Here is a 23363-nt window from a genome sequence, read left to right on the forward strand (position 1 = left end):
GTATGTTCCGACCGTACGGTACCGTACGGAAACATGCGCGAGACCCCGGCCCCCAAGGAACGGCGCACCCGCAAGCGCCTCACCGCCGACGACTGGGCGGACGCGGCCCTCGCCGCGTTCGCCGAACGCGGCCTCGCCGCGGTCGCGGTGGAACCCCTCGCGGCCCGCCTGGGCACCACCAAGGGCAGCTTCTACTGGCACTTCGCCAACCGGGACGCGCTCGTCGCGGCCGCCCTCGCCCGCTGGGAGGAGCTCTCCACCGAGCGGGTCATCACCGCCATGGAGGCCGCCGAACCCGAGCCCGAGGCCCGCCTCGGCACGCTCCTGCGCGCCGCGACCGCCTCCGCCGCCGAGGACCCCCTGGAGGTACGGCTGCTCGCCGCGAGCGACCACCCCGAGGTCGCGGCGGCGCTCGCCCGCGTCACCGAGCGCCGGGTCGGCTATCTCGCCCACCTCTTCGAACGGCTCGGCTTCCCGCCGCCCGAGGCCCGCCGCCGCGGCGCCCTGGCCTACACCAGCTACGTGGGCCACGCCCAGCTCGCGCACGCCGTCCCGGGCTTCCTGCCGACCGACCCCGCCTACCTGGACACGGTGACGGCCGCGCTGCTCACGCGCTGACCCGGGCCGCCCGCCGGGACTCGTACCGCAGCGCCGCGCCCGTCACCAGGGCGCCGGCGCCCTCCCACAGCCCCACGCCGAGGAAGCCCGCCGGGGCCCGGCCGGTGACGACGGCGAGGGTGAACACGGTGCAGGTGAGCAGGCGGAAGGGGACCGTCCAGCGGAAGAAGGCCCGCCAGTCGGCGAGAGCGGCCAGGACGTAGTAGACGTCCATGTTGAGGGCCGCCATCGAGGAGGCGGTCAGGAAGAGCAGGGTGTGGTCGTCGTCCGCGCGGCTCGCCTCGGACAGGGGTGTCAGCCCCATGAGACGGATCGTCGTGTCGGGGGAGACGAGGCCCACCAGGCCCAGGCCGGCGGCGAGGACGCCGAAGACGGCCATGGTCCAGCCGGACGGGGAGCGGGGCAGGCGTGCGGTCGTGAACATGCCCCCTGCATATCGTGAGGCGGGGGCCGCGAACCAACCGGCCCCCGCTTCACGTCACTTCGGCCCGCCCGGGCTCACTTCAGGGCGGCCTTCATCATCTTCTGCGCCACCGGCGCCGCCAGCCCGTTGCCGCTGACCTCCGAACGTGCCGCGCCCGAGTCCTCGATCATCACCGCGACCGCGACCTCCTTGCCGGTGTCCGGGTCCTTCGCGTACGAGGTGAACCAGGCGTACGGCGTCTTGCTGTTGTTCTCGCCGTGCTGGGCGGTGCCGGTCTTGCCGCCGACCTCCACCCCGCTGATCGCCGCGTTGGTGCCGGTGCCCTCGTCGACCACGGTCCTCATCGCGCTGCGCAGCTGCTCCGCCGTCGCGGAGGAGACGATCCGCCGGGTCCGGCCGTCCTCGTAGGTCCGCAGGGCGTCGCCGTCGGAGTCGACGACCCGGGAGACCATGTGCGGGCTCGCCAGCAGACCGTCGTTGGCGATGGCCGCCGACACCATGGCCATCTGCAGCGGGGTGGCCGTCACGTCGAACTGGCCGATGCCCGTGAGGGCCGTCTGCGCCTTGTCCATGTCGGACGGGTACACACTCGGATAGGCGCGGACGGGGACGTCCAGCTCCTTGTCGTCGAAGCCGAACCTCTCGGCCATCGCCTTCACCTTGTCCTGGCCGAGGTCCACGGCCATCTTCGCGAAGACGTTGTTGCAGGAGTAGCGCAGCGCGGTGCGGATGGTCGCGTTCTCGCACGGCGCCGAGGAGTTCTCGTTCCTCAGCACGGTCCGGGTGCCCGGCAGCGTGTACGGGTTCGGGCTGCGCGTCGCCGTGTCCACCGAGCCGTAGAGCCCGTCCTCCAGCGCCGCCGCCGCGACCACCAGCTTGAACGTCGAACCCGGCGGCAGCGGCTGCCGCAGCGCGCGGTTGACCAGCGGCTTGTCCTCGTCCTCGGTGAGCCGCTGCCACTCCTTCCCGTCCGTCAGGCCGGCGATCTTCGACGGGTCGTACGAGGGCGTCGACACCATCCCGAGGATCCGGCCGGTCTTCGGGTCGATGGCGACGGCCGCGCCCTTCTTGTTCCCGAGCGCCCGGTAGCCGGCCTTCTGCACGGCCGGGTCGACGGTCGTCAGCACCGTGCCGGGCTCCGTCCGCTTGCCGGTCAGCGCGTCCAGCGGGTTCTTCAGCCGGCTGTCGGTGCCGTCGAGGACGTCGGCGTAGATGCCCTCCAGCTGCGTCGCCCCGTAGGCCTGCGAGCTGTAGCCGGTGACGGCCGCGTACAGCGCGCCGTCCGTGTAGACCCGCTTGTACGCGAGGTCGCCGCCCTTCGTCTCCTTCGATCCGGTGACCGGCGAACCGGCCACGACGATGTTCCCGAGCGGCTGCGCGTACTGCGCGATGACCTTCCGCCGGTTGTTCTTCTCGTTCGCGAGGGCCTTGCCTTCGTACGCCTGCACCCAGGTGGCCCGGCCGAGCAGGGCGAGCACCAGGAGAAGCGTGAAGACCGAGGCACGCCTGATCGTCTTGTTCATCCCGTATGCGGGACGAACGGGCCGACGGGCGGCGTTCCGGATGTGTCCGGTTTTCAGGGAACCTTCATGTGGGGCCCCGTCAGGCGTTCGGCCGGATGAAGCCCGACTCGTAGGCCGCGATCACCGCCTGCGTACGGTCCCGGGTGCCCGTCTTCGCCAGGACCGAGGCCACATGGGTCTTCACCGTCGCAGGGCCCACGCCCATGCCCTCGGCGATCTCCGCGTTGGTCAGGCCCTTCGCCATCCGCCGCAGTACCTCCGCCTCCCGGTCGGTGAGCCGGGCCGCCCACGCGGGGGCGGACGGCGGATGACGCCGGGCGTGCTCGGCGGCCAGACCGCGGACCGCCGCCGGGTAGAGCAGCGAGTCGCTGGAGGCGACCAGCCGGACCGCGCTCACCAGCTCCTCAGGGGCGGCCCGCTTGAGCAGGAAGCCGGCCGCGCCCACCCGCAGCGCGTCGTACACGTACGCGTCGTTCTCGAAGGTGGTCACGACCACGATCCGGGGCCCCTCGGGGGCGGACAGGATCCGCCGGGTCGCCTGGATGCCGTCGATCTCCGGCATCCGCACGTCCATCAGGACCACGTCCGGCCGCAGCTCGCGCACCACCGACACGGCCTCGGCGCCGGTGGCCGCCTCCCCGACGACCTCCAGGTCCGGCTCCGCGTCCAGGATCACCCGCAGCGCCGTCCGCACCATCCGCTCGTCGTCCGCGAGCACGATCCGGATCACCGCGCGCTCCCCACCGGCAGTCGCGCGGCGAGCCGCCACACACCGTCCACCGGCCCCGCCTGGGCGGTGCCGCCGAGCAGCCGGGCCCGCTCGGCGACACCGCGCAGACCGCGCCCGCCGTCCGGGCGGGCCACCGGCGCCGTGCCGGGCATCGGATTCTCCATCGTGATCTCCAGTTCGTCCCCCGACAGCGCGATCCGCGCCGTCACCGTCTCCTCCCGCGCGTACCGCACGGCGTTGGTCAGCCCCTCCTGCACGATCCGGTAGGCCTCGCGCGACACCGGTCCCGGCAGCCCCGCCAGGTCCCCGCGCACGGTGAGCGCCACCCGCGGCCCGGCTCCCTGCACCAGCGCGTCGAGCGCGTCCAGGCCCGGAGCCCCGAGCTCGCCGTCGTCCTCGCCGCTGCGCAACAGGCCGAGCACCGCGTCCAGTTCACCGACCGTGCGGCGGGTGGTCCGCTCGATGGCGGTCAGCGCCTCCCGTACGAAGTCGAGGTCGGCGGCGCCCGTGTCGAGGACCCGGCGGGCCGCGCCCGCCTGCAGGGTGACGGCGCTCAGCGCGTGCCCGACCGAGTCGTGCAGTTCGCGGGCGAGCCGGTTGCGCACGGCCAGTTCGGCGGCGCGCCGCTCGGCCGCGGCGAGCCGGTCGGCCGGACTCGGCCCGAGCAGCCGGGGCGCCGCCCCGGCGAGCAGCGCGCCGGCCGCCGCCGCGGTCGCGGCGAGCCCGAGGAGCATGAGGATCCCCAGCGGCAGCCCGGCCCAGGCGAGCCACGGCCGGTCCAGGCCCCAGAAGGCGCCGAGCTCGGAGGCGCGCAGCCCCGCCGAGAACGGCAGCGCCGCCACGGCGAGCGCGAACGGCGGCAGGGCCAGCGACGCCCCGCTGACCAGGGCCCCGACGCCGAGGTGCAGCGTGAACCAGCCGGCCGTACGGGCCTGCGCCGCGCGCCCGCGGGCCGGCCCGTCCGCGAAGCGCTCGCCCGGCACCGCGCACAGCGCCCGGGCCGCCGCCACCGACATCGGCCGGGTCAGTGGGAAGAGCGCCGTGACCGCGGCGAGCGGCAACCCCACGGCGTAGGCGCCGAACTGCACGACCAGGCTGTTGGAGAACATCGACCGCCCGTCCGCGAACGGGGCCACGACCAGGGTGCCCACCAGCCAGTACGGCATGAACAGGGCGCCGCCGACAATGAGATGGAGCCAGCGCCGTCTGGCCCGTTGCCCGAACAGGGCGTCGCCGACCCGTCTCATGCGGTCCGGCTCCGCCGGCTCAGGACCACGGCCAGGCAGCCGGCCAGCAGGAATCCGATGATCATTTCGCCAGCGTAGGCGGTGACCATGACGGCCGTCGGCTCCTTTCCGCCATCGGTCTGCGGCATCGACGCGACCAGGGTCATGTACGCGCCCCAGCACCCGGCCGCGCCCGAGGCCACCCATGCCACGGCCATCGCGCCGCGCACCCGCAGACCCGCGGGGCGACGCAGGGCGAGGGCGAGGCCGGCGAGGCCGGCGACGATCAGGAAGAAGGCGCGCATGACGTCGACGACCGCCTGGTCGGCGTCGTAACCGGAGGCGTAGTCAGGGGCGAGACCCCAGGTCGTCCCGCCCGCCCACAGCAGGTGCAGGGTGGCCGGGGCGAGGCCGAGCACCGCGGCGGCGAGCGCGCAGGCACGGACGACGGGGCCGCTCACGCCGGCCGGCAGGTCGCCGAGGCGCCCCGCCCAGACGTGACCCCAGCGGTCCCGGGCGTAGAGGACGAAGAGGATGCCCAGGTTCAGGCCCTGGACGATGAAGCCGCCGTAGACGACCGGGAAGACCCAGGGGTCGAGGAAGTCCGCCACGGGAGCGGCGGCGGGGCCGGCGTCGGACGCGGCGAAGGGGGCCACGAGGAGCTGCGCCGGGTAGCCCAGCATGATCGGTGCGATCAGCCCGATGGCGGCCCACACCGGCAGCAGCAGCAACCAGGCGCGCACCCGTAGGCCCCACGGCCGGGTGAGGAGCGTCGCGAGGAGCACGACGATCGCGTCGGCGAGCACGGAGGTCGCGTTGGCGACCGCCATCAGCGTCGGGTGGTCGAGCAGCACGCTGCCCTCGGGGATGCCGACCGTGCTGCCGGCCACCCAGGCGACCTTGAGGACGATGTAGGGCAGGCAGCCGAGGGCGGCCAGGGCCCGCAGCGTCCGGCGGAGTCCGCTCGCGCGGGCGGGGGCGGCGGTGGTGGCGGGGAGGGTCGGTGTCGTCATGTCCCCACCCTCGCGTCGGGGACCGGTCCGGCACCTCGTGCGCGATGACGAACCGCCTCCGCCGCGCGGGGGAGGGCGGCTCCGACCGAGAGGGCGGCTCTCCGGGGCGCCCCCGAGGGGTGGGGGGCGCCCCCGTGGGGTGTGGCGGAGGGCGGCTCCGGCCGGACAGGTCTCCGGGGCGCCCCCGGGGGAGGGGGCGGCTCCGACGGACGGGCTCTCCGGGGCGCCCCCGAGGGGCGGCGGAGGGCGGCTCCGGCCGGACCGGCTCTCCGAGGCGCCCCTAGGGGCCGGGGAGAAGGGAGTCCGACGCCAGGGCCTAGAGCCGGCGGGTCGCCAGGGCGAGCCGGTCGCGGGCGTCGAACAGGGCGTCCTTGATGAGCTGTTCGTGCCCCGGGGTCAGCCGGGCCACCGGCACCGAGCAGCTGATGGCGTCGCGCGCCGGGGTCCGGTACGGGATCGCGATGCCGAAGCAGCGCAGGCCCAGGGTGTTCTCCTCGCGGTCCACCGCGTAGCCCTGCTCCCGGATGACGTGCAGCTCCTCGATCAGCCGCTCGCGGTCGGTGATCGTGTGCTCGGTGAGCGCGGGCAGCGTCTCCGGGAGCAGCTTGCGGACCTGCTCGTCGCTGTGGGTGGCGAGCAGCGCCTTGCCGAGGGAGGTGGAGTGGGCGGGCAGCCGGCGCCCCACCCGGGTGAAGGGGCGCAGGTAGTGCTGGGACTGGCGGGTCGCCAGGTAGACCACGTTGGTGCCGTCGAGCCGGGCCAGATGGATGGTCTCGGTGGTGTCGTCGGAGAGCCGGTCGAGCGTGGGCCGGGCGGCGGCCACCACCTCGTCGCCGTCGATGTACGAGGTGCCGACGAGCAGCGCGCGCACCCCGATGCCGTACCGGGTGCCGGTCGCGTCCGTCTCCACCCAGCCGAGTTCGACGAGGGTGCGCAGCAGCATGTAGAGGCTGGACTTGGGGTAGCCGACGGCCTCCTGGACGGCGGCGAGCGAGTGCATGCCGGGCCGGCCGGCGAAGTACTCCAGCAACTCCACTGTCCGCACGGCGGACTTGACCTGGGCCCCACCCGCGTCGTTGGTCGACATCGCCCTCGCCCCTCTTCCGGAAGCCTCTTGTGGAGACGGCTCGGCCGTCCATAGAGTCCCCGTGTCGGATTCACCTACAGGGACCGCGTTCAGAATACCGAACGACGTGGGCGAGGGGCGTGCCGTGGCGGCAGAACCAGTGTGGAGTGTGGACCCCCGGACGGGGAAGGAGCGGGAGCAGGTCGCGGAGGAGGCCTCCGCGGAGGAGGTCGACCGGGCCGTACGCGCCGCGCACGCGACCCGCGGCGCGCTCGCCGACCGCAAGGCCCGCGCGGCCCTGCTGCGCGGCGCGGCCGACCGGCTCGACGCGGCCCGCGACAAGGTCGTCGAGGCCGCCGACGCCGAGACCGCGCTCGGTCCGGCCCGGCTCGTGGGCGAACTCGCCCGCACCACGGCCCAGTTGCGCTACTTCGCCGACATCGTCGACGAGGCCGCCTTTCTGGACGTACGGATCTCCCGGCCCGACCCCACGACCACACCGCCCACGCCCGACCTGCGGCGCATGAAGATCCCGCTCGGCGTCGTCGCCGTCTACGCCGCCAGCAACTTCCCGCTCGCCTTCTCCGTGCCCGGCGGCGACACCGCGAGCGCGCTGGCCGCCGGCTGCCCCGTCGTCGTCAAGGCGCACCCGTACCACCCGGCGACCTCCGAACTCTGCGCCGCGCTGCTGCGCCGGGCCGCCGTCGAGGCCGGGCTGCCGGAGGACGCCGTCGTCCTCGTGCACGGCTTCGACGCGGGCGTGGAGCTGGTCCGTCACCCGCTGGTCGCCGCCGCGGGCTTCACCGGCTCGGTGGGGGGCGGCCGGGCGCTGTTCGACGCCGCCGCCGCGCGCCCCGTCCCCATCCCCTTCCACGGCGAACTCGGCTCGCTCAACCCGGTGGTGATCACCGAGGCCGCCGCCGAGGAGCGAGCCGAGGAGATCGGCGCCGGGCTCGCCGCCTCCATGACGCAGGGCATGGGCCAGTTCTGCACCAAGCCCGGCTTCGTCCTGGCCCCGGCGGGCGAGGCGGGCGACCGTGTCACGACCGCCCTGACCGAGGCCCTCGGCGACGTCGAACCGGGCGTGATGCTGTCGCGCCGGATGCGCGGTCACTTCCTCACCGCGACCTACGAGGACGCGCAGGTGGCAGGGGTCACCGCCCCCGTCCACCCCGGGCCCGCGAGCCCGGAGGCCGTCGCGCCGGGCTTCCTGCTCACCGACGCCGCCGTCCTGCTCGACGGCGACCGGCACACGCTCCTCCAGGAGACCTTCGGCCCGGTCACGCTGGTCGCCCGCTACTCCTCGCGCGAGGAGATCAGCGCCGTCCTCGCCCTGGTCCCCGGCAACCTCACCGCGACGCTCCAGACGGCCGACGAGGACCCCGAGGCCGCGTCCCTCCTGGCCGAACTCACCCCGCTGGCCGGGCGGATCCTCGTCAACGGCTGGCCCACCGGCGTCGCGGTGGCCGACGCCCAGCACCACGGCGGGCCCTACCCGGCCACCACCTCGCCCTTCACCTCCGTCGGCGGCACCGCGATCGAGCGCTGGCTGCGCCCGGTCACCTACCAGTCGACCCCGGACCACCTGCTGCCACCCGAACTGCGGGACGACAACCCGCTGGGGGTGCCCCGGCACTGACCGTGCGGCCGGACGGCCTGACGGCCCTTGGCCGCACGGCCCCACGATCGTCAGAGCCGTCAGAGCCGTCAGTGCGGCACCCGCACCACGATCTTCCCGGTGTGGGTGCCGGACTCCATCAGCCGGTGGGCGTCGGGCAGCGCGTCCAGACCCTCGAAGGTCTCGGCGACGACCGGTGCCAGCGAACCGTCGCGCAGCCCGGAGCCGATGAACCCGGCCATCCGGGCGCGCCCCTCGGCCGTCCGCACCACCGCGCCGTTGGCGTAGCCGCGCACGGTCAGCGGCCACTGCATCGGCACCTCGGCCGGCCGGTGGTCCAGCCAGCCGTAGAGCACCGCCGTGCCCTCCGGGCGCAGCGCCCCGCCCAGCCGGGCGAAACCGGGGCCGCCGACCGCGTCGAAGACGAGGTCCGCGCCCCGGCCCCCGGTGATCCCGCCCACCGCGTCGACCAGGTCCTCCTCATCGGTGACGACCACGTGCGGAGCGCCCAGGCCGAGCAGCCGCCCGCGCTTCGACGCCCCGCGGGTGGCGGCGATCGGCACGGCGCCGATCCGCAGCGCCGTCTGGATCGCCGCCGTGCCGACCCCGCTGGACGCGCCGGTGATCACCACGTGGTCGCCGGGCCGCAGTCCGCCCGCCTCCACCATGCCGCCGTACGCCGTCGAGTACGTGAGCCAGGCCGCCGCCCCCGCCACCGCGTCCACCCCCGCGGGGCGCGGCACCAGGTACTCCTGCGGCAGGACCACCCGCTCCGCGTAGACCCCGTGCACGCCGAAGTCGAAGTTGGCCGCGGCCAGCACCAGGTCGCCCGGGGCGAACCCCGTCACGCCCTCGCCGACCTCCTCCACGAGGCCCGCCGCCTCGTAGCCGAGCCGCGAGCCGGGAAGCGTGGCCCGGTAGTAGTACGTGCCCGCGCGGAACAGCGCCTCGGCCCGGTTGAGGCCGAGCGCCTCGACCCGCACCCGCACCTCGCCCGGGCCGGGCTCCGGGAGCGCGATCTCCTCGACGGTCAGCACCTCCGGACCGCCGAGCTCGTGGAACAGAACCGCCCTCGTCTGCATGTCAGTTGCCATGCCCGAGACGCTAGGCGGGGCAGACGGAGACGTTCCATGTCTCCTCGGCTCGCCCCCATGTCCGATCGTCTCGCCCACCGGATGACGGCTCCGGGCGCGGAGTAGCGTGCGGGCATGGACGTACTGAGCGATGCCATCACCGCCATGCGCGCCGGGCGCCCCCACTCCTCCCGTACGGTCAGGTTCGCGCCCTGGGGCCTTCGCTTCCCGCCCAGCAAGGGCGCCGGATTCCACGTCGTCCTCCAGGGCGCCGCCTGGCTGCTGTCCCCGGACGACACGGCGCCGGTCCGGCTCGGCCCCGGCGACGTCGTGCTGCTCGCCCACGGCACCGGCCACGGCCTCGCCGACCACCCCGGCACCCCGCTGGTCGACGCCGTCCCCGCCCCCGACGGCTCCTGGCCCACCTCGTCCGACCGCGGGCCCGTCGGCGCCGACGAGACCCTGCTGCTGTGCGGCGCGTACCAGCTGAGCCGGTCCCGCGCCCATCCGCTGCTCACCGAGCTGCCGCCGTACGTCCACATCCCCGCCAGGGTCGGCGCCCACCCCCGGCTGCGCGCCGCCGTCGACCTGCTCGGCGCCGAACTCGCCGAACCCCGGCCCGGCTCCGACGCGATCGTCCCCGCCCTCCTCGACACCCTGCTGCTCTACCTGCTGCGCACCTGGTGGCTGACCGAGTGCGCCGACCGGTCCACCGGCTGGTCCGCCGCGCTCGGCGACCCCGCCGTCGCCGGCGCCCTGCGCGCCCTCCACGACGACCCCGCCCGCCCCTGGACGGTCGAGGAGCTCGGCGCCCTCGGCGGACTCTCCCGCGCCGCCTTCGCCCGCCGCTTCACCGCCCTGGTGGGCCGGCCCCCGCTCGCGTACCTCACCTGGTGGCGGATGACCACGGCCGGCCGGCTGCTCCGCACCGACGACCTGCCGCTGCGGACCGTGGCCCAGCGCTCCGGCTACTCCTCGGAGTTCGCCTTCGCCAAGGCCTTCAAGCGGGAGTACGGCGTGGCCCCGGGGCAGTACCGCAGGGCGGGCTGAGCGCTTCGGCCGGTCCGGCGGGCGGGTACGGCCGTGCCGCACGGCGGGCCCGTCCGGCGGGGGCGCGTCCCGCGGGGGCGCGTCCCGCGGGTCACGGCCGTACGGGCTCCGGGCGGACCGGCCCTACGGGGGAGGCCTTCTCCGCGGCCGCGGTCGGGACCCCCGACCCCGACACCCCGCGCTACGGGACCCACCCCGTGCTCCGCCTCACACCGGCCGCCGCGGCGGAATGATTCCGGCGGGTGGGGGCGTTCCCGCCACGGAACACCCCGCCCACCACCCCGTCCAGGAGAGAAGCCACACCATGCGCGTCGAGATCTGGAGCGACATCGCCTGCCCCTGGTGCTACATCGGCAAGGCCCGCTTCGAGAAGGGGCTCGCGGCCTTCGCCCACCGCGACGAGATCGAGGTCGTGCACCGCTCCTTCGAGCTCGACCCGAACCGCCCGAAGGGCGACACCGGCCCCGTCCTGCAGATGCTCGCCCAGAAGTACGGGCGCACCCTCGACGAGGCCCGCGCCATGGAGGCCCACGTCGCCTCCAACGCCCACTCCGAGGGCCTGGACTACCGCACGGAGGGCCGTGACCACGGCAACACCTTCGACATCCACCGCCTGCTGCACCTGGCGAAGGACCGCGGCCGGCAGAACGAGCTCCTGGACCTCGCCTACCGGGCGAACTTCGCCGAGGAGCGCTCCGTCTTCGACGCCGAGACCCTGGTGACCCTCGCCGTCGAGGCGGGTCTCGACGAGGCCGAGGTCCGTGCGGTGCTCGCCGACGAGAGCGCGTACGCCGACGCCGTGCGGGCCGACGAGCGCGAGGCGGCCGAACTGGGCGCCAACGGCGTGCCGTTCTTCGTCCTGGACCGCACGTACGGCGTCTCCGGAGGCCAGCCCGCCGAGGTCTTCACCCAGGCCCTGGAGCAGGCCTGGGCCGGCCGTGCCCTGCAGCCGGTCGGCGGCGACGCGGCCGCCTGCGACATCGACGGCGCCAACTGCTGAGCCGCCCCGCCCGGCCGGACGCGAGAAGGTCCCGGGGATTCCCCATGATCGATACCGATTGACGGAAGGTCGTGGGGAATCCAGGCTGGAAGGCATGGATTCCCTGGACCCGTTGGGCGGAGCCGAGTTCGCCCCGACGTCGACGTACCTCAACACCTCCGCCTGCGCGCTGCTGCCCCGCCGCACGATCGAGGCGGTCGTCCTCCTCGCCGAGGAGACCGCGGCCGGCCGCCCCGACGGCGCCGGCAGCTTCGACGTCGTCGACGAGGCCCGGGCCGCCTTCGCCCGCCTCGCCCACGTCACCCCCGACCGGGTCGCGGTCGGCAGCTCGGTCTCCGTCCACGTCGGCATGGTGGCGCAGTCCATGCCGGCCGGCGCCGAGATCCTCTTCCCGGAGGGCGACTTCTCCTCCGTCATCACGCCGTTCACCGTCCGCGGCGACCTGAAGATCCGCTTCGTGCCGCTGGAGCGGCTCGCCGAGTCCGTGCGCCCGGAGACCGCGCTCGTCGCCTTCTCCGCCGTGCAGTCCTCCGACGGCCGGACGGCCGACTTCGCCGCGATCCGCGCCGCCGCGGCGGCGCACGGGGCCCGCACCCTGCTCGACGCCACCCAGTCGGCGGGCTGGCTCCCGCTGTACGCGGGGGAGTGGGACTTCACCGTCTCCGGCGGCTACAAGTACCTGCTCTGCCCGCGCGGGGCATCCTTCCTGACCGTCACGGAGGAGGCGCAGGACGCGCTGCTGCCCGTCCACGCCGGGTGGGTCACCGGCGAGGAGCTGTGGGTCAACAGCTACGGCCCGGTGCGCGAACTGGCCCGCTCGGCGCGGCGCTTCGACGAGCCCCCGGCCTTCCTGTCGTACCACGGCGCCGCCCGCTCGCTCGCGCTCCTGGAGGAGATCGGCATCGAGCGCGTCGAGGCCCACAACAAGGCGCTCGCCGCCCGCTTCCGGTCCGGTCTCACCGCGCTCGGTCACGCCCCGGTGGCCGACGACTCGACGGTCGTCGGCGTTCCCGGTCTCGGCGACCGCCGTGACGCGCTCCGCGAGGCGGGCGTCCTGCTCTCGGTCCGCGACGGCAACCTGCGGGCCTCGTTCCACCTCTACAACTCCTCGGCGGACGTGGACCGGGCCCTGGAGGTCCTGGCCGGCTGAGACCCCGCGCGGCCCCGCCCGCCCACGGCTTCCCGGGGCCGCCGCTCACGGAGCCTCCGCCGCTCACGGCGCCTTCGCCGACTTCACCGCCTCCGCCGCCCGCGGTGCGCACTCGCCCGTCTCGTGGCACAGGTTCTCCTCCAGGCGGGCGAGGAGCTGGGCGAGGTCCGCGCGTTCGGCGGGCGTGAGGCCGGTCAGGGAGTACTCCTCCAGGTCGCGCCAGACGTCCTCGACCCGGGCCCGCAGCGCCTCGCCCTCCTCCGTCGCCTCGACGAGCACGGCCCGCCGGTCGGCCGGGTCGGGGCGACGGAGCACGTGCCCGCACTGCTCCAGCCGCTGGAGCATCTTCGTCACGGTCGACGGGTCGAGTCCGAGCGACTGGATGAGCACGGACTGCCGCACCGGGCCGCAGTCCCAGAGCGCCATCATCAGGAACTCCTGGCCCGGATAGAGGCCCAGCTCCTTCAGCCGCCGCCCCGCCGCGATCCGGTGCGCCCGGGCCACCCGCGACAGGGCGTGGCTCACCGGCCCGCCGCGCGCCGCGGACGGGAGGTGCTCCACCGGGGTGGTACAGAAGGGGTCGTTTCCAGACATCGCGGCTCACTCCTCGGGCGTGGTCTCGTCGTGCGAGCTCTTTTGCCCAAGATTACCTTGGCTGGCCAAGTAAATGGGTTACAGTGGCGTCGCGACCACATACTTGGCCGACCACATAATTTCCCCGAGGGGACACCGTGACCACTGCCTTCGACCCCGTCGACCTCGCCGGCACCCGCCTCGTCAACCGCATCGCCATGGCCCCCATGACCCGGAGCCGGGCCGAGGCCACCCGCCGCATCCCCACCCAGCTGACCGCCGAGTACTACGCGCAGCGCGCCTCCGCCGGCCTGATCATCACCGAGGGCGTCCAGCCCACGGCCGTGGGCCAGGGCTACCCCGCCACTCCCGGACTGCACAGCGCCGACCAGGTCGCGGCCTGGCGCGAGGTCACCGACGCCGTCCACGAGCGCGGCGGGCGGATCTTCGCCCAGCTGATGCACGCCGGCCGGATCAGCCACCCCGACGTCCTCGGCGACGGCCTCCACCCGGTCGGCCCCTCCGCCGTCACCCCGGCCGGACAGCTCTTCACGGGCGCCGGGCTCACCGACTTCGTAGCCCCGCGCGAGCTCACCGCCGACGAGGTGCGCGAGACGATCGAGGGCTTCGCCGCCGCCGCGCGCAACGCCGTCGAGGCCGGCTTCGACGGCGTCGAGATCCACGGTGCCAACGGCTACCTCGTCCACCAGTTCCTGGCCACCGGCTCCAACCACCGCACCGACGAGTGGGGCGGCCCGGTCGAGAACCGCATCCGCTTCGCCGTCGAGGTCGTCAGGGCAGTCGCCGACGCCATCGGTCCGGAGCGCACCGGACTGCGGATCTCCCCGGCCAACCCGTACAACGACATCGCCGAGAGCGACACCGAGGAGCTCTACACCGCCCTCGTCGACGCGATCGACCCGCTCGGCATCGCCTACCTGCACCTCACCGAGGCCGTGCCCGGCACCCGCGAGCTGACCCTCGACCTGCGCAAGCGGTTCTCCGGCACCTTCGTCCTCAACCCGCACACCGAAGGCCCCACCGGCCCCGAGTCCCTCGCCCTGATCGAGGACGGCACCGCCGACATCGTCGCCTACGGCGCCCTCTTCCTCGCCAACCCGGACCTGCCCGCCCGGCTCCGGGCCGGCGGCCCGTACAACACCCCCGACCGGGCCGGCTTCTTCGGAGGCGACCACCGCGGCTACACCGACTACCCGTCGCTGTAGCCGCCGGGGCGGTCACCCGGTCCGGCGGCCGTCCGGCGGATCAGGTCCGGACAGGCCTCACCACGCCGCGGTGACCGCCCGGCTCGCGCCCTCCAGGTCCACCGCGCGCCCCGTCTCCGCGAGCGCCGCGCCCAGCGCCGCGAGCGAGGACCGCACCGCGCCCGGGGCCGCGTCCACGCCGTAGTGGTTCACCCGGATCATCTCCTTGGCCAGCGCCCCGCCGCCCGCGATCAGCGGCAGCGACGGGTCCGCCGCCAGCGCCTTCGCCACCAGCTCCGAGGCGTCCACCCCGGCCGGCGTCCGCAGCGTCGTCGCCACCGGGGCCGCGTCCTTCGCCTCGTACACGTACGGCTCCAGACCCCCGCCCAGCGCCAGCGCGCCCGCCCGGGTCGCCGCGGCGGCCGAGGCGTGCCGGGCCATCAGCGCGTCCCGGCCCTCCGCCTCGATCCGCTCCAGGCAGGCCTCCAGGGCCAGCATCTCCAGCTGCGCCGGGGCGTGCAGCAGCGCCTTGCGGCCGCCGTCGATCCAGCGCTCCTTCCAGTCCAGGAGGGAGAGGTACGAGCGGCGCGGCGCGGCCGGGTTGGCGGCGAAGCGCGCCCAGGCCCGCTCGCTCACCGACACCGCCGAGACGCCCGCCGGGCCGCCCATCGCCTTCTGGGCGCCGATGATGCACATGTCGACGCCCCAGGCGTCCGGCAGCACCGGCTCGGCGCCGATCGACGCCACCGCGTCCAGGTAGAACAGCGCGTCGTGGGCCCGCACCACCTCGCCGATCTCCGCGACCGGGTTGGTGTTGCCGGTCGCCGCCTCGGCGTGCACCAGCGACACGAAGTCGATCTCCGGGTGCTCGTCGAACGCCCGCGCCACCTGCTCGGCCGTCACCGCCGTGTGGAACGGCACCTCCAGGTCCACCACCGTGGCCCCGCAGTCCCGCAGCCAGTTGCCGAAGGTCTGCCCGTACGGACCGGTGACCACGTTCAGCGCCGTCGAGCCCGCCCGGGCACCGCTGCGGATGCAGCCCTCCAGCGGCAGCAGCGCCTCGCCCTGGGTGATCACCACGTCCTGCTCGGTGGAGAGCAGCGCGGCGACCCGCCGCTCGATCGACGCGAACTGCGCGGCGGTCAGCGGGGCCAGGTCCAGCAGCGGGTGTGTCACGGTCACGGCGGTGCCTTCTTCGGTGTCGAATGCGTGTCGCATACATCGGGATCGAGCTCGTGCCAGCGTAAAGGCTCCACCCGCCGCCGCACGGGCACCGGACCTCCGCCGCGCTCCCCGGCGCCGCCGGCCGGGGCGGCGTCGCGCGGCCCCCCGTCACGGTGATGTGCGGAACGTGTCACAGGGCCCGTACCGCCGGGCCCGCGCGCTTCCCCCCGGGCCCCGTCGGTGGGATGTTGCGGGCCGGAGCGGCGCCGCAGGGGGCCGCCGGGAGGAAAACGGGGTGGACACCATGGTGCGGAGAACCGGGAGAAGTGAGAGAAGCGGCAGATCCGGCGGCGCCGAGGGAAGCGGCGCCGGCGGCCGTGCCCGGCTGCGCCGGGCGGGCGTGGCCGCCGCGGCACTCGCCGTCGCCGCACCGCTGATGGTCGGTTCCGCCGGGGCCGCGGGAGCGGCAGGGGCGGCCGGGGTCCCTGGGGCGTCCGGGATGTCAGTGATGTCCGGGGCCCTGGCGCCGGGCGCCGTGACCGGGGTGGTGCGGCCGGGCGCCGTACCGGTGCGGGTGGTGCCCGTGGACCGGCCGATCGTCTTCGCCCGCTACAGCATGGCGGCGCCGGTCGAGGACCTGTACGCGATCTCCCCGGCCGGCGGCGCGCCCGTGAAGCTCACCCACACCCCCGCCGTCAGCGACGTGATGCCCAGCTGGTCCCCGGACGGCAAGCGGGTGGCGTTCCTCCGGTACGGCTCCGGAGGTGCGATCGACGGCATCTGGACGATGAAGAGCACGGGCGGCGACCTGAAGCCCGTGCCCGGCACCGAGGGCGCCTCCGACCCCGCCTGGTCCCCGGACGGCAAGCGGATCGCCTACTCGAAGCCGGTCGACAGCCAGCGCGAGCTCTACGTGGCCGACGTCGACGGCACCCCCGCGACCCGGCTCACCTACTCCGCGCAGGACGAGTTCCACCCGACGTGGTCCCCGGACGGCAAGAACCTGGCGTTCAGCCGCGCGGACATCGCCTCGGGCACCAGCAGGCTGATGCGGATCCAGCTGTCCAGTCTCGTGCAGACGCCGATCACCCTGGCCGGCTCCCACGACTGGACGCCGGACTGGTCGAGCGGCAACCGGATCGTCTTCAGCCGGGTCGACGCCACCGGCTTCGCCCACCTCTACGTGATCCGCCCCGACGGCTCGGGCACGCACCGCATCACCTCGGCCCGCGCCAACGACAAGAATCCCTCCTGGTCGCCGGACGGCCGGCGGCTGGTCTTCACCCGGGGCGGTACGGACGACGCGGACCCCGAGCACCTCTTCCTGGTCCGGGCCGACGGCACCGCGCTCACCCAGCTCACCAAGGCCGACACGCACGACCTGGAGGCCGACTGGCGCCCCTGAGGCCTTCCTCGCGGACCGTGCCGGGCTCGCGAGGCCGGCCGGGAGCTCTATCTCCGACCCCGGTTGTTCTTAGAATGGCAGGGTGAAGGACATCGACGCGATCGCCGCACTGCAGGATCCGGTGCGGCGTCGCCTGTACGAGTACGTGGTGGCGCAGGGGCGCGAGGTCGGCCGCAACGAGGCCGCCGAGGCGGCGGGGGTGGCGCGGACGCTCGCCGCGCACCACCTCGACAAGCTGACCGATGCCGGGCTGCTGGAGAGCGGCAGTCGCCGCCTGACCGGCCGCTCGGGGCCGGGGGCGGGCCGGCCGGCCAAGGTGTACACGCGGGCGCGGGCCGAGCGGTCCGTGTCCCTGCCCGCCCGCGACTACCGCACCGCCGCCGAACTGCTCGCCGAGGCCGCGGAGGAGGCCGGGCTGGACGCCGGCCTCTGCGCGGCGGCGCGCCGCAGGGGTGAGGCCCTGCGGCGCTCGGTGGAGCCCTGCGGCGGGCTCGAAGAGGCCGTGGAGGCGCTGGCCGAACGCGGCTACGAGCCGTACGTGGAGACGAGCGAGACCGCCGGGCGGGTCGTCCGGATGCGCAACTGCCCCTTCCATGCCGTCGCCGAGGCCTTCCCGCCGCTGGTCTGCGGCATGAACCTCGCGCTGCTCGAGGGGCTCCTGGGTGCGGACGGCCCGGTCGAGGCCCGGATGGACGCCCGGCCGGGGGAGTGCTGTGTGGTGGTCACTTCTAAAAACAATGGCGATTGACATAGAAAACGGCGGCGTGCTGGGATGAGGCCATGACCTCACCCGTGCCCGCCGCCCACCTGGCCGAGCTCAACGTCGCCACGCTCCGTCACCCCATCGACGACCCGCGCATCGCGCCGTTCGTCGAGATGCTCCAGCCGGTCAACGCCGCCGCGGACAGCGCGCCCGGCTTCGTGTGGCGGCTCGTGGAGGAGGGAGCGGTCGACGCCACCGGCCTGCGCCCGGCGGGGGAGCACGTCATCGTCAACCTGTCGGTGTGGGAGACGCAGGAGGCGCTGTGGGACTTCACGTACCGCAGCGGGCATCTGGAGGTGATGCGGCAGCGCCGCGCGTGGTTCGAACGGCACGTCGAGGCGCACATGGTGCTCTGGTGGGTACCCGCCGGTCACGTCCCGACCGTCGACGAGGCCCTGGAGCGGCTCGCCGAACTGCGTGCCGACGGTCCCTCGCCGCGGGCGTTCACCTTCGCCTCCTCCTACACCGCCGCCGAGGCCGCCCCGCACCTTCGGGCCGTGCCGGCGGGCGGTGGTGCGGTGACTTCTCCGGCCGCCCCGTGATTCCCCCGGACCGGCGCTCGTAGAGTGCGGGTATGAGCGATCACGTGGTGCTGCATGTGAAGGGGCGGGTGCTCGTCGGCCCGGAGGACGTCCGGGACGAGCTGTGGTGCGTCGACGGACGCGTCACGTTCGAGCGGCCCGCGGGCCCGGCCCGGGACGTCCTGACCGTCGAGGGCTGGGCGCTGCCCGGTCTCGTCGACGCCCACTGCCATGTCGGACTCGACCGGCACGGCCCCGTCGACGAGGCCACCGCCGAGAAGCAGGCCCTCACCGACCGGGACGCGGGCACCCTGCTCATCCGCGACGCGGGCTCGCCCTCCGACACCCGCTGGATCGACGAGCGCGAGGACCTGCCGAAGATCATCCGCGCGGGCCGGCACATCGCCCGCACCCGCCGCTACATCCGCAACTATGCCCACGAGATCGAGCCCGCCGAGCTCGTCGCCCACGTCGGGCGCGAGGCGCGGCGCGGTGACGGCTGGGTCAAGCTGGTCGGCGACTGGATCGACCGCGACCTCGGCGACCTCGCCCCGTCCTGGCCGCGCGCCGAGGTCGAGGCGGCCATCGCCGAGGCGCACCGGCTCGGCGCCCGCGTGACCGCGCACTGCTTCGCCGAGGACTCGCTGCGGGACCTGGTCGAGGCGGGCATCGACTGCATCGAGCACGCGACCGGCCTCACCGAGGAGACCATCCCGCTCTTCGCCGAGCGCGGGGTCGCCATCGTCCCCACCCTGGTCAACATCGCGACCTTCCCGCACCTCGCCGACGGCGGCCAGGAGAAGTTCCCCCGCTGGTCCGCGCACATGCGCCGGCTCCACGAGCGCCGTTACGACACGGTCCGCTCGGCCTGGGACGCGGGCATCCCGGTCTTCGTCGGCACCGACGCGGGCGGCTCCCTCCCGCACGGCCTGGTCGCCGCCGAGGTCGAGGAGCTGACCAAGGCGGGCATCCCCGCCCTGGACGCCCTCTCGGCCACCGCCTGGCGCGCCCGCTCCTGGCTGGGCCGTCCCGGCCTGGAGGAGGGCGCCCCGGCCGACCTCGTCGTCTACGGCGAGGACCCGCGTGCCGACGTCCGGGTCCTCGCGGCGCCCCGGCGGGTGATCGTCAACGGCCGGGTGATCGGCTGACGCCCACCGGCCCACCGCGGCCGGCCGACCGTCGTCACTCAGCCCCTGCTGTAGAAGGCCAGCCGCGCCTTCTTCTCCGGGATGAACACCTCCGGCAGGTCCACCTCGGGCAGCACGACCTCCGGGCCCAGTTCGAAGCCGGCCCGCGCGAGCCGGGTGACCGCCTTCTCGTTGGCGGCGTCCGGCTCGCCGACGATCCGGGTGCGTCCGGTCAGCGCGAAGTCGATCAGGGCCGTGAGGAGTCCCTCCGTGAAGTTCCGCTCCGGGGCGGCCGAGGGCGCGACGAACAGGTGCACGCCGATGTCGCCCGGCCGTACCTCGTAGCACTCGGAGACCCGGTCGGCCTCGGGGTCGTACGTCTGGAAGAGCGCGACCGGCACGTCGTCCCGGTGCACCAGGAAGCCGTGGTGGGTGGTGAGGGAGTCGAGGTGCGCGTAGATCTCGCGCACCTGCTCGACGGTCGTGCCGTTCATGCCCCAGAAGCGGGCGCGCTCCTCGTTCACCCAGCCGTGGATGAGGGCGGCGTCGCGCTCGGGATCGACGCGGTCGACGCGGACGGTGCCGAAGCCCTCGACGGTCTGGACGTGCTCAGTTCTGCTCATGCTCTTCCTTCGCGAGGTCGTTCCAGTCGGTGACGACGGGGGCGAGTGCGCCCCGCAGCCAGAGGGGGAGCTGGTCGCGGTGGTGCGGGTCGCCGGGCACCCCGGAGGCGCCGAACGGGACGACCCACAGGCTCCTTTCGCGGTCCGCCAGGTCCCACACGCAGCGGGCGGCGGACGCGCGGGCGGCGCGGTCGGTGAAGCCGGGGACGCTGGACGTCGACAGCACGCAGTCGTGGTCGCCGGCGAGGCCCGGCCAGCGGGCGTCGGCGGCGTCCTCCTCCTCGTCGCGCAGCGCCTGCCAGGGCGCGAGCCGGTGCGTGACGCCCCAGGCGGGCGGGGCGGCTCCGGCCCCGACCTCCTCCAGGGCCTCCCGCACGATCCGGCGCACGTCGCCGGCCGGTACGGGGCCGGCGACCAGCAGCGTCTCCAGGGCGAAGGCGACCCGTGCGCCGAGCGCGAGCCAGGGTGCGAACAGCTCCGGACCCGGCTCCGGTTCGCGCAGCGCGGCGAAGGCCTCGTGCGCGGCGAGCCGCCGTACGACCGCCCCGCGCACCGCGGCGTACCGGCCGGCGTCCGTGCTGTCGGCCGCCATCCGCCGGTCCCAGCCGAGCAGCGCGCCGCGCACGGCCCGCGCGCCGGCGGACAGCCCGTCCTCGGCGGTCTCCTCGATCACCCGGAGCAGCCGGCGGGCGGACGGGTTGTCGGTGTCGGCGTGGACGGCGGCCGTCGTGGCCGGTGTCCAGGACGTGGAGGCGTCGAGCAGGGCGGAGATCCGCTCGGCCCGGTGCGGCGGCGCGAACTCGACGCCCAGCGGCGCGGCGAGCCCCCGCGCGTTGGCCATCACGGCGTACCCCTCGACCTCGGCCCGGGGCGTCGGCGCGGGCAGCGGCGCCCAGGCATGTCCCGCCTCCCAGGCCGGCACGACCCGCAGGGAGTTGGCCCGGTCGCGTACCGGCACCCAGCCGGCGACCCGGTGCAGCAGCCCCCCGTCGACGTCCGCCGCCTGCACGACGTTCACGGGCTCGACCCACCGCTCCAGCGCCCGGTCCACGTCCGCCGCACTCCGCGCGGCGAGCAGCGCGGGCAGCGCGGAGAAGCCCAGCTCACCGGTGACGCGGGGCGGGTGGCGAAGACTGATCGCCTCCCATTCGACGAGATCGGCAGCCGGGGCGCCGTCGACGACATGGGCCGCCGGGGCGCCGCCCTCCGCGCCGATGATCACCGGGCCCCGCGCCGTCTCGACGACCTCGATCCCGACGGGCGCCCCGGCGTCCTTCACGCGCACCGACTCCTGGTGCGCGGTGGCCGGTTCCCAGCCCTCCGGGCCGAGCGCCTCGACCCGGCCGTCGGGGTGGCGGCGGAGGCGTTCGCGGTAGAGGTCCTGGTAGTCGGCCATCGCGTTGGTGATCGCCCAGGCGACCCGGCCGGCGTGGCCGAAGTGGGCGAGGCCGGGGACGCCGGGGACGGCCAGGCCGAGCACGTCGTACTCGGGACAGGCGAGGCGGATCTGCTGGTAGACCCCCGGCGCCTCGATGAAGCGGTGCGGGTCGCCGGCGACGAGCGGCGCGCCGCTCGCCGTGCGGGCGCCGGAGAGCAGCCAGCCGTTGGAGCCCGCCGTGCCCGGGCCGTCCGTGGCGAAGAGCTCCGTCCACTCCTCGCCGAGCCGCTGCGCGACCCGCTCCCGCCACAGCTTGGTGGGGAAGCCGGCGAACAGGATGTGGGTGGAGAGCCACACGGCGAGCGGTGTCCACGGCTCCCAGCGCCCCGGCTCCAGGCCCGTCCGCCCGAACTCCGGCGCGCGGCGGGCGCCCGCCGCCAGGCCCTCGTTGACGCCGTCCACGTAGGCCCGCACCCATGCGGCCGTGTCCGGATCCAGCCGGTCGTGGCAGCGGCGCGCGGTGTCGGCCAGCCGGGCCTGGCGGACGAAGGTGTCCCAGCCGGTCTCGGCCGCGCCGAGGAACTCCGCCGTGGTGCCCTGCGCCCGGTGCCGCTCGACCTCCAGCTGCCAGGCCCGGTCCCGCGCGGTCACCAGACCCTGGGCCCGAGCCAGTTCGCGCGGGTCGGCGGCGCGCAGATGCGGGACGCCCCAGGCGTCCCGGTGGACCTCGATGCTCACTGCGTACCGCCCGATCGGTTCTTCGTTTCTTAGGTTAGGCTGACCTAAATTAATCTACAGGATCGCGGGCGGGGGGTGTACGTGGTGGGTTGACGATCCGTTACCTCCGTCCGGCGTGCGTCGTTTTTCACCTTCTCCAGGTGGGCGCCCTCGCGCCCGCGCGCGCCGCTACGTACGGGGCGTGCGGGAACGCCCGTGTCGAAAGATTCGAAAAAGAGCACGGAAACCACCCTTTGGGGTGAACTCACGCCGGGTGTCCGCCAGTTCACCCAGAGTGCGTAAAGATTCCGGTGTCTCAAGTCGCCGAGGCCGCAGTGACCCACAGTCCCCGTGGCGAGCGGCCGGCGACGCCATGTCTCTCGTGGGGGTTCCACCGTCGTGAACAGCAACACCTTCCGCCTGCCCGCCCGCCGGACCGCCGCCGCGGCCACCGTCGCCGCCCTCGCCGCCGGCCCCCTGGTCCTGGCGGCCCCGGCCGCCCACGCCACGGGCGGCAGCGGAGGCGAGGGCCACGCCACCGCGGTCGTCCTGCGCACCACCCTCGACGTCGACCTGCTCGACAAGTCGGTGAACGTCCCCGTGCGCGCCTCCCTCAACGAGGTCGAGGCGCCGGCCGACGCCGCGAAGACCGCGCTCAGCGTGAAGGTCCAGGGCGCGGAGGGCGGCGCCCCCGTCGACATCCTCAAGGCGGACGTCGCCACCTCCGAGGCGACCGTGGAGGGGAACACGGCAAGGGGTTACGTCAACCTCGCCAAGGCCCGCGTCCACGTGCCCGGACTCCCGCTGCTCTCCCTGATCGAGCTGGAGAAGGTCACCTCCAAGGCCGTCTGCGAGACCGGCCGGCGCCCGGTCGCCGAGTCCAACCTGCTCGGCCACGTCACCGTCCTCGGCAAGAAGACGACCCTGTCGACCGGCGGCCGGACCAAGGTGGCCGTGCCCGGCGTCGGCGAGGTCGTCCTCGACCTCTCCCGTACCTCCACCACCTCCCGCACCGCCGCCGCCACCGCCCTCGAACTGTCGGTGGAGGTCAACCCGCTCAAGCTCAACGTCGCCGAGGTCAAGGGCAAGATCACCCTCGCCGAGGCCACCTGCGCGACCCCGGCGGGAAACCGGCCGACCGAGCGGCCCGGCGAGCAGCCCTCGCAGCAGCCGTCCGGGCAGCCCAGCCACGCCACCGGCGTGACCACGAACAACGGAGGCACCACCCCCACCGAGAACCTCGCCGAGACCGGCGGCAGCTCCATGACCCCGTACCTGGCCGGCGGCGCGCTCCTGCTGCTCGGCGTGGGCGGCGGTGCCCTCGTCCTGGCCCGCGGCAGGGCCCGCGCACGCGGCTGACCGGCCCGAGGGGACAGGGGAAACGGGGAAGCAAGGG

The 23363-nt window shown here is 74.6% G+C and carries 22 protein-coding genes; 11 read left to right on the top strand and 11 right to left on the bottom strand.

All coding sequences use genetic code 11. The features are described from left to right. Nucleotides 1–33: 33 nt before the first annotated feature. Nucleotides 34–618 (top strand): TetR/AcrR family transcriptional regulator, encoded by a 585-nt coding sequence (locus ACIGXE_RS05500; RefSeq protein ID WP_399743378.1) that lies wholly within the window; start codon nucleotides 34–36, stop codon nucleotides 616–618. On the opposite strand, the gene ACIGXE_RS05505 is transcribed toward ACIGXE_RS05500, so the two are convergent. The 6 genes from ACIGXE_RS05505 to ACIGXE_RS05530 form a co-directional block, all read right to left on the bottom strand. Continuing rightward, complete coding sequence (locus tag ACIGXE_RS05505) at nucleotides 608–1042, bottom strand: hypothetical protein (protein ID WP_399743381.1); 435 nt, start codon at nucleotides 1040–1042, stop codon at nucleotides 608–610. The two genes, ACIGXE_RS05500 and ACIGXE_RS05505, sit on opposite strands and share 11 nt — an antisense overlap. 74 nt (nucleotides 1043–1116) lie before the next feature. After that, nucleotides 1117–2565 carry a peptidoglycan D,D-transpeptidase FtsI family protein gene (locus ACIGXE_RS05510; RefSeq protein ID WP_399743384.1) on the bottom strand — a complete coding sequence of 483 codons (1449 nt, stop codon included), beginning with the start codon at nucleotides 2563–2565 and terminating at the stop codon, nucleotides 1117–1119. A 79-nt stretch (nucleotides 2566–2644) separates the two neighbouring features. Next, nucleotides 2645–3262, bottom strand: a complete 618-nt coding sequence (locus tag ACIGXE_RS05515; RefSeq protein ID WP_399743796.1) for a response regulator — start codon at nucleotides 3260–3262, stop codon at nucleotides 2645–2647. 29 nt (nucleotides 3263–3291) lie between these two features. After that, nucleotides 3292–4542, bottom strand: coding sequence for a sensor histidine kinase (locus ACIGXE_RS05520; protein ID WP_399743387.1), 1251 nt, complete (start codon nucleotides 4540–4542; stop codon nucleotides 3292–3294). After that, on the bottom strand, nucleotides 4539–5534 hold the full coding sequence (locus ACIGXE_RS05525; protein ID WP_399743390.1) for a hypothetical protein: 996 nt from the start codon (nucleotides 5532–5534) through the stop codon (nucleotides 4539–4541). Before ACIGXE_RS05525 ends, ACIGXE_RS05520 begins: the two co-directional genes overlap by 4 nt. A gap of 316 nt (nucleotides 5535–5850) precedes the next feature. Further along, on the bottom strand, nucleotides 5851–6621 hold the full coding sequence (locus ACIGXE_RS05530) for an IclR family transcriptional regulator (protein WP_399743393.1): 771 nt from the start codon (nucleotides 6619–6621) through the stop codon (nucleotides 5851–5853). Between the two features lie 124 nt (nucleotides 6622–6745). On the opposite strand from ACIGXE_RS05530, the gene ACIGXE_RS05535 reads away from it, so the two are divergent. Then, a complete protein-coding gene (locus ACIGXE_RS05535) occupies nucleotides 6746–8239 on the top strand; it encodes an aldehyde dehydrogenase (NADP(+)) (protein WP_399743396.1) in 1494 nt (497 codons plus the stop codon). Between the two features lie 68 nt (nucleotides 8240–8307). Here the strand turns inward: ACIGXE_RS05535 and ACIGXE_RS05540 are convergent, their stop codons facing one another. Then, entirely contained in the window at nucleotides 8308–9312 is a 1005-nt protein-coding gene (locus tag ACIGXE_RS05540) for a zinc-dependent alcohol dehydrogenase family protein (protein WP_399743399.1), read from the bottom strand. A gap of 114 nt (nucleotides 9313–9426) precedes the next feature. Here ACIGXE_RS05540 and ACIGXE_RS05545 point away from each other — a divergent pair, with 114 nt between their 5' ends. The 3 genes from ACIGXE_RS05545 to ACIGXE_RS05555 all read left to right on the top strand — a co-directional run bounded on the left by ACIGXE_RS05545 (nucleotide 9427) and on the right by ACIGXE_RS05555 (nucleotide 12491). Further along, complete coding sequence (locus ACIGXE_RS05545; protein ID WP_399743402.1) at nucleotides 9427–10341, top strand: AraC family transcriptional regulator; 915 nt, start codon at nucleotides 9427–9429, stop codon at nucleotides 10339–10341. A 304-nt stretch (nucleotides 10342–10645) separates the two neighbouring features. Continuing rightward, nucleotides 10646–11341: a DsbA family oxidoreductase gene (locus tag ACIGXE_RS05550; protein WP_399743405.1), complete on the top strand. Its 696-nt coding sequence runs from the start codon at nucleotides 10646–10648 to the stop codon at nucleotides 11339–11341. Nucleotides 11342–11435: 94 nt separating this feature from the next. Beyond that, a complete protein-coding gene (locus ACIGXE_RS05555; RefSeq protein WP_399743408.1) occupies nucleotides 11436–12491 on the top strand; it encodes an aminotransferase class V-fold PLP-dependent enzyme in 1056 nt (351 codons plus the stop codon). A gap of 63 nt (nucleotides 12492–12554) precedes the next feature. Here the strand turns inward: ACIGXE_RS05555 and ACIGXE_RS05560 are convergent, their stop codons facing one another. Then, complete coding sequence (locus ACIGXE_RS05560; protein WP_399743411.1) at nucleotides 12555–13085, bottom strand: MarR family winged helix-turn-helix transcriptional regulator; 531 nt, start codon at nucleotides 13083–13085, stop codon at nucleotides 12555–12557. Between the two features lie 137 nt (nucleotides 13086–13222). On the opposite strand from ACIGXE_RS05560, the gene ACIGXE_RS05565 reads away from it, so the two are divergent. Then, complete coding sequence (locus ACIGXE_RS05565) at nucleotides 13223–14290, top strand: alkene reductase (RefSeq protein WP_399743414.1); 1068 nt, start codon at nucleotides 13223–13225, stop codon at nucleotides 14288–14290. A 57-nt stretch (nucleotides 14291–14347) separates the two neighbouring features. Here ACIGXE_RS05565 and ACIGXE_RS05570 read toward each other — a convergent pair whose 3' ends face one another. Continuing rightward, the gene (locus ACIGXE_RS05570) at nucleotides 14348–15445 is read right to left on the bottom strand and encodes a pyridoxal-phosphate-dependent aminotransferase family protein (protein WP_399743799.1); all 1098 of its coding nucleotides are present in this window, start codon (nucleotides 15443–15445) and stop codon (nucleotides 14348–14350) included. A 496-nt stretch (nucleotides 15446–15941) separates the two neighbouring features. On the opposite strand from ACIGXE_RS05570, the gene ACIGXE_RS05575 reads away from it, so the two are divergent. The 4 genes from ACIGXE_RS05575 (at nucleotide 15942) to ACIGXE_RS05590 (ending at nucleotide 19270) form a co-directional block, all read left to right on the top strand. Further along, a complete protein-coding gene (locus ACIGXE_RS05575) occupies nucleotides 15942–16838 on the top strand; it encodes an LpqB family beta-propeller domain-containing protein (protein ID WP_399743417.1) in 897 nt (298 codons plus the stop codon). Nucleotides 16839–16920: 82 nt separating this feature from the next. After that, a complete protein-coding gene (locus ACIGXE_RS05580; RefSeq protein ID WP_399743420.1) occupies nucleotides 16921–17586 on the top strand; it encodes a helix-turn-helix transcriptional regulator in 666 nt (221 codons plus the stop codon). Between the two features lie 32 nt (nucleotides 17587–17618). Further along, nucleotides 17619–18143: a DUF3291 domain-containing protein gene (locus tag ACIGXE_RS05585; protein WP_399743422.1), complete on the top strand. Its 525-nt coding sequence runs from the start codon at nucleotides 17619–17621 to the stop codon at nucleotides 18141–18143. 32 nt (nucleotides 18144–18175) lie between these two features. After that, on the top strand, nucleotides 18176–19270 hold the full coding sequence (locus ACIGXE_RS05590; protein ID WP_399743425.1) for an amidohydrolase family protein: 1095 nt from the start codon (nucleotides 18176–18178) through the stop codon (nucleotides 19268–19270). A 38-nt stretch (nucleotides 19271–19308) separates the two neighbouring features. On the opposite strand, the gene ACIGXE_RS05595 is transcribed toward ACIGXE_RS05590, so the two are convergent. Both ACIGXE_RS05595 and ACIGXE_RS05600 read right to left on the bottom strand, forming a co-directional pair. Next, the gene (locus tag ACIGXE_RS05595; RefSeq protein ID WP_399743430.1) at nucleotides 19309–19872 is read right to left on the bottom strand and encodes a GNAT family N-acetyltransferase; all 564 of its coding nucleotides are present in this window, start codon (nucleotides 19870–19872) and stop codon (nucleotides 19309–19311) included. After that, on the bottom strand, nucleotides 19859–21988 hold the full coding sequence (locus ACIGXE_RS05600; RefSeq protein WP_399743433.1) for a penicillin acylase family protein: 2130 nt from the start codon (nucleotides 21986–21988) through the stop codon (nucleotides 19859–19861). Before ACIGXE_RS05600 ends, ACIGXE_RS05595 begins: the two co-directional genes overlap by 14 nt. Before the next feature lie 378 nt (nucleotides 21989–22366). Between ACIGXE_RS05600 and ACIGXE_RS05605 the strand changes: the two genes are divergently transcribed. After that, the gene (locus ACIGXE_RS05605) at nucleotides 22367–23326 is read left to right on the top strand and encodes an SCO1860 family LAETG-anchored protein (protein ID WP_399743436.1); all 960 of its coding nucleotides are present in this window, start codon (nucleotides 22367–22369) and stop codon (nucleotides 23324–23326) included. Nucleotides 23327–23363 lie beyond the last annotated feature (37 nt).

The sequence above is a fragment of the Streptomyces sp. NPDC053431 genome (assembly GCF_044544925.1).
GTDB lineage: Bacteria > Actinomycetota > Actinomycetes > Streptomycetales > Streptomycetaceae > Streptomyces.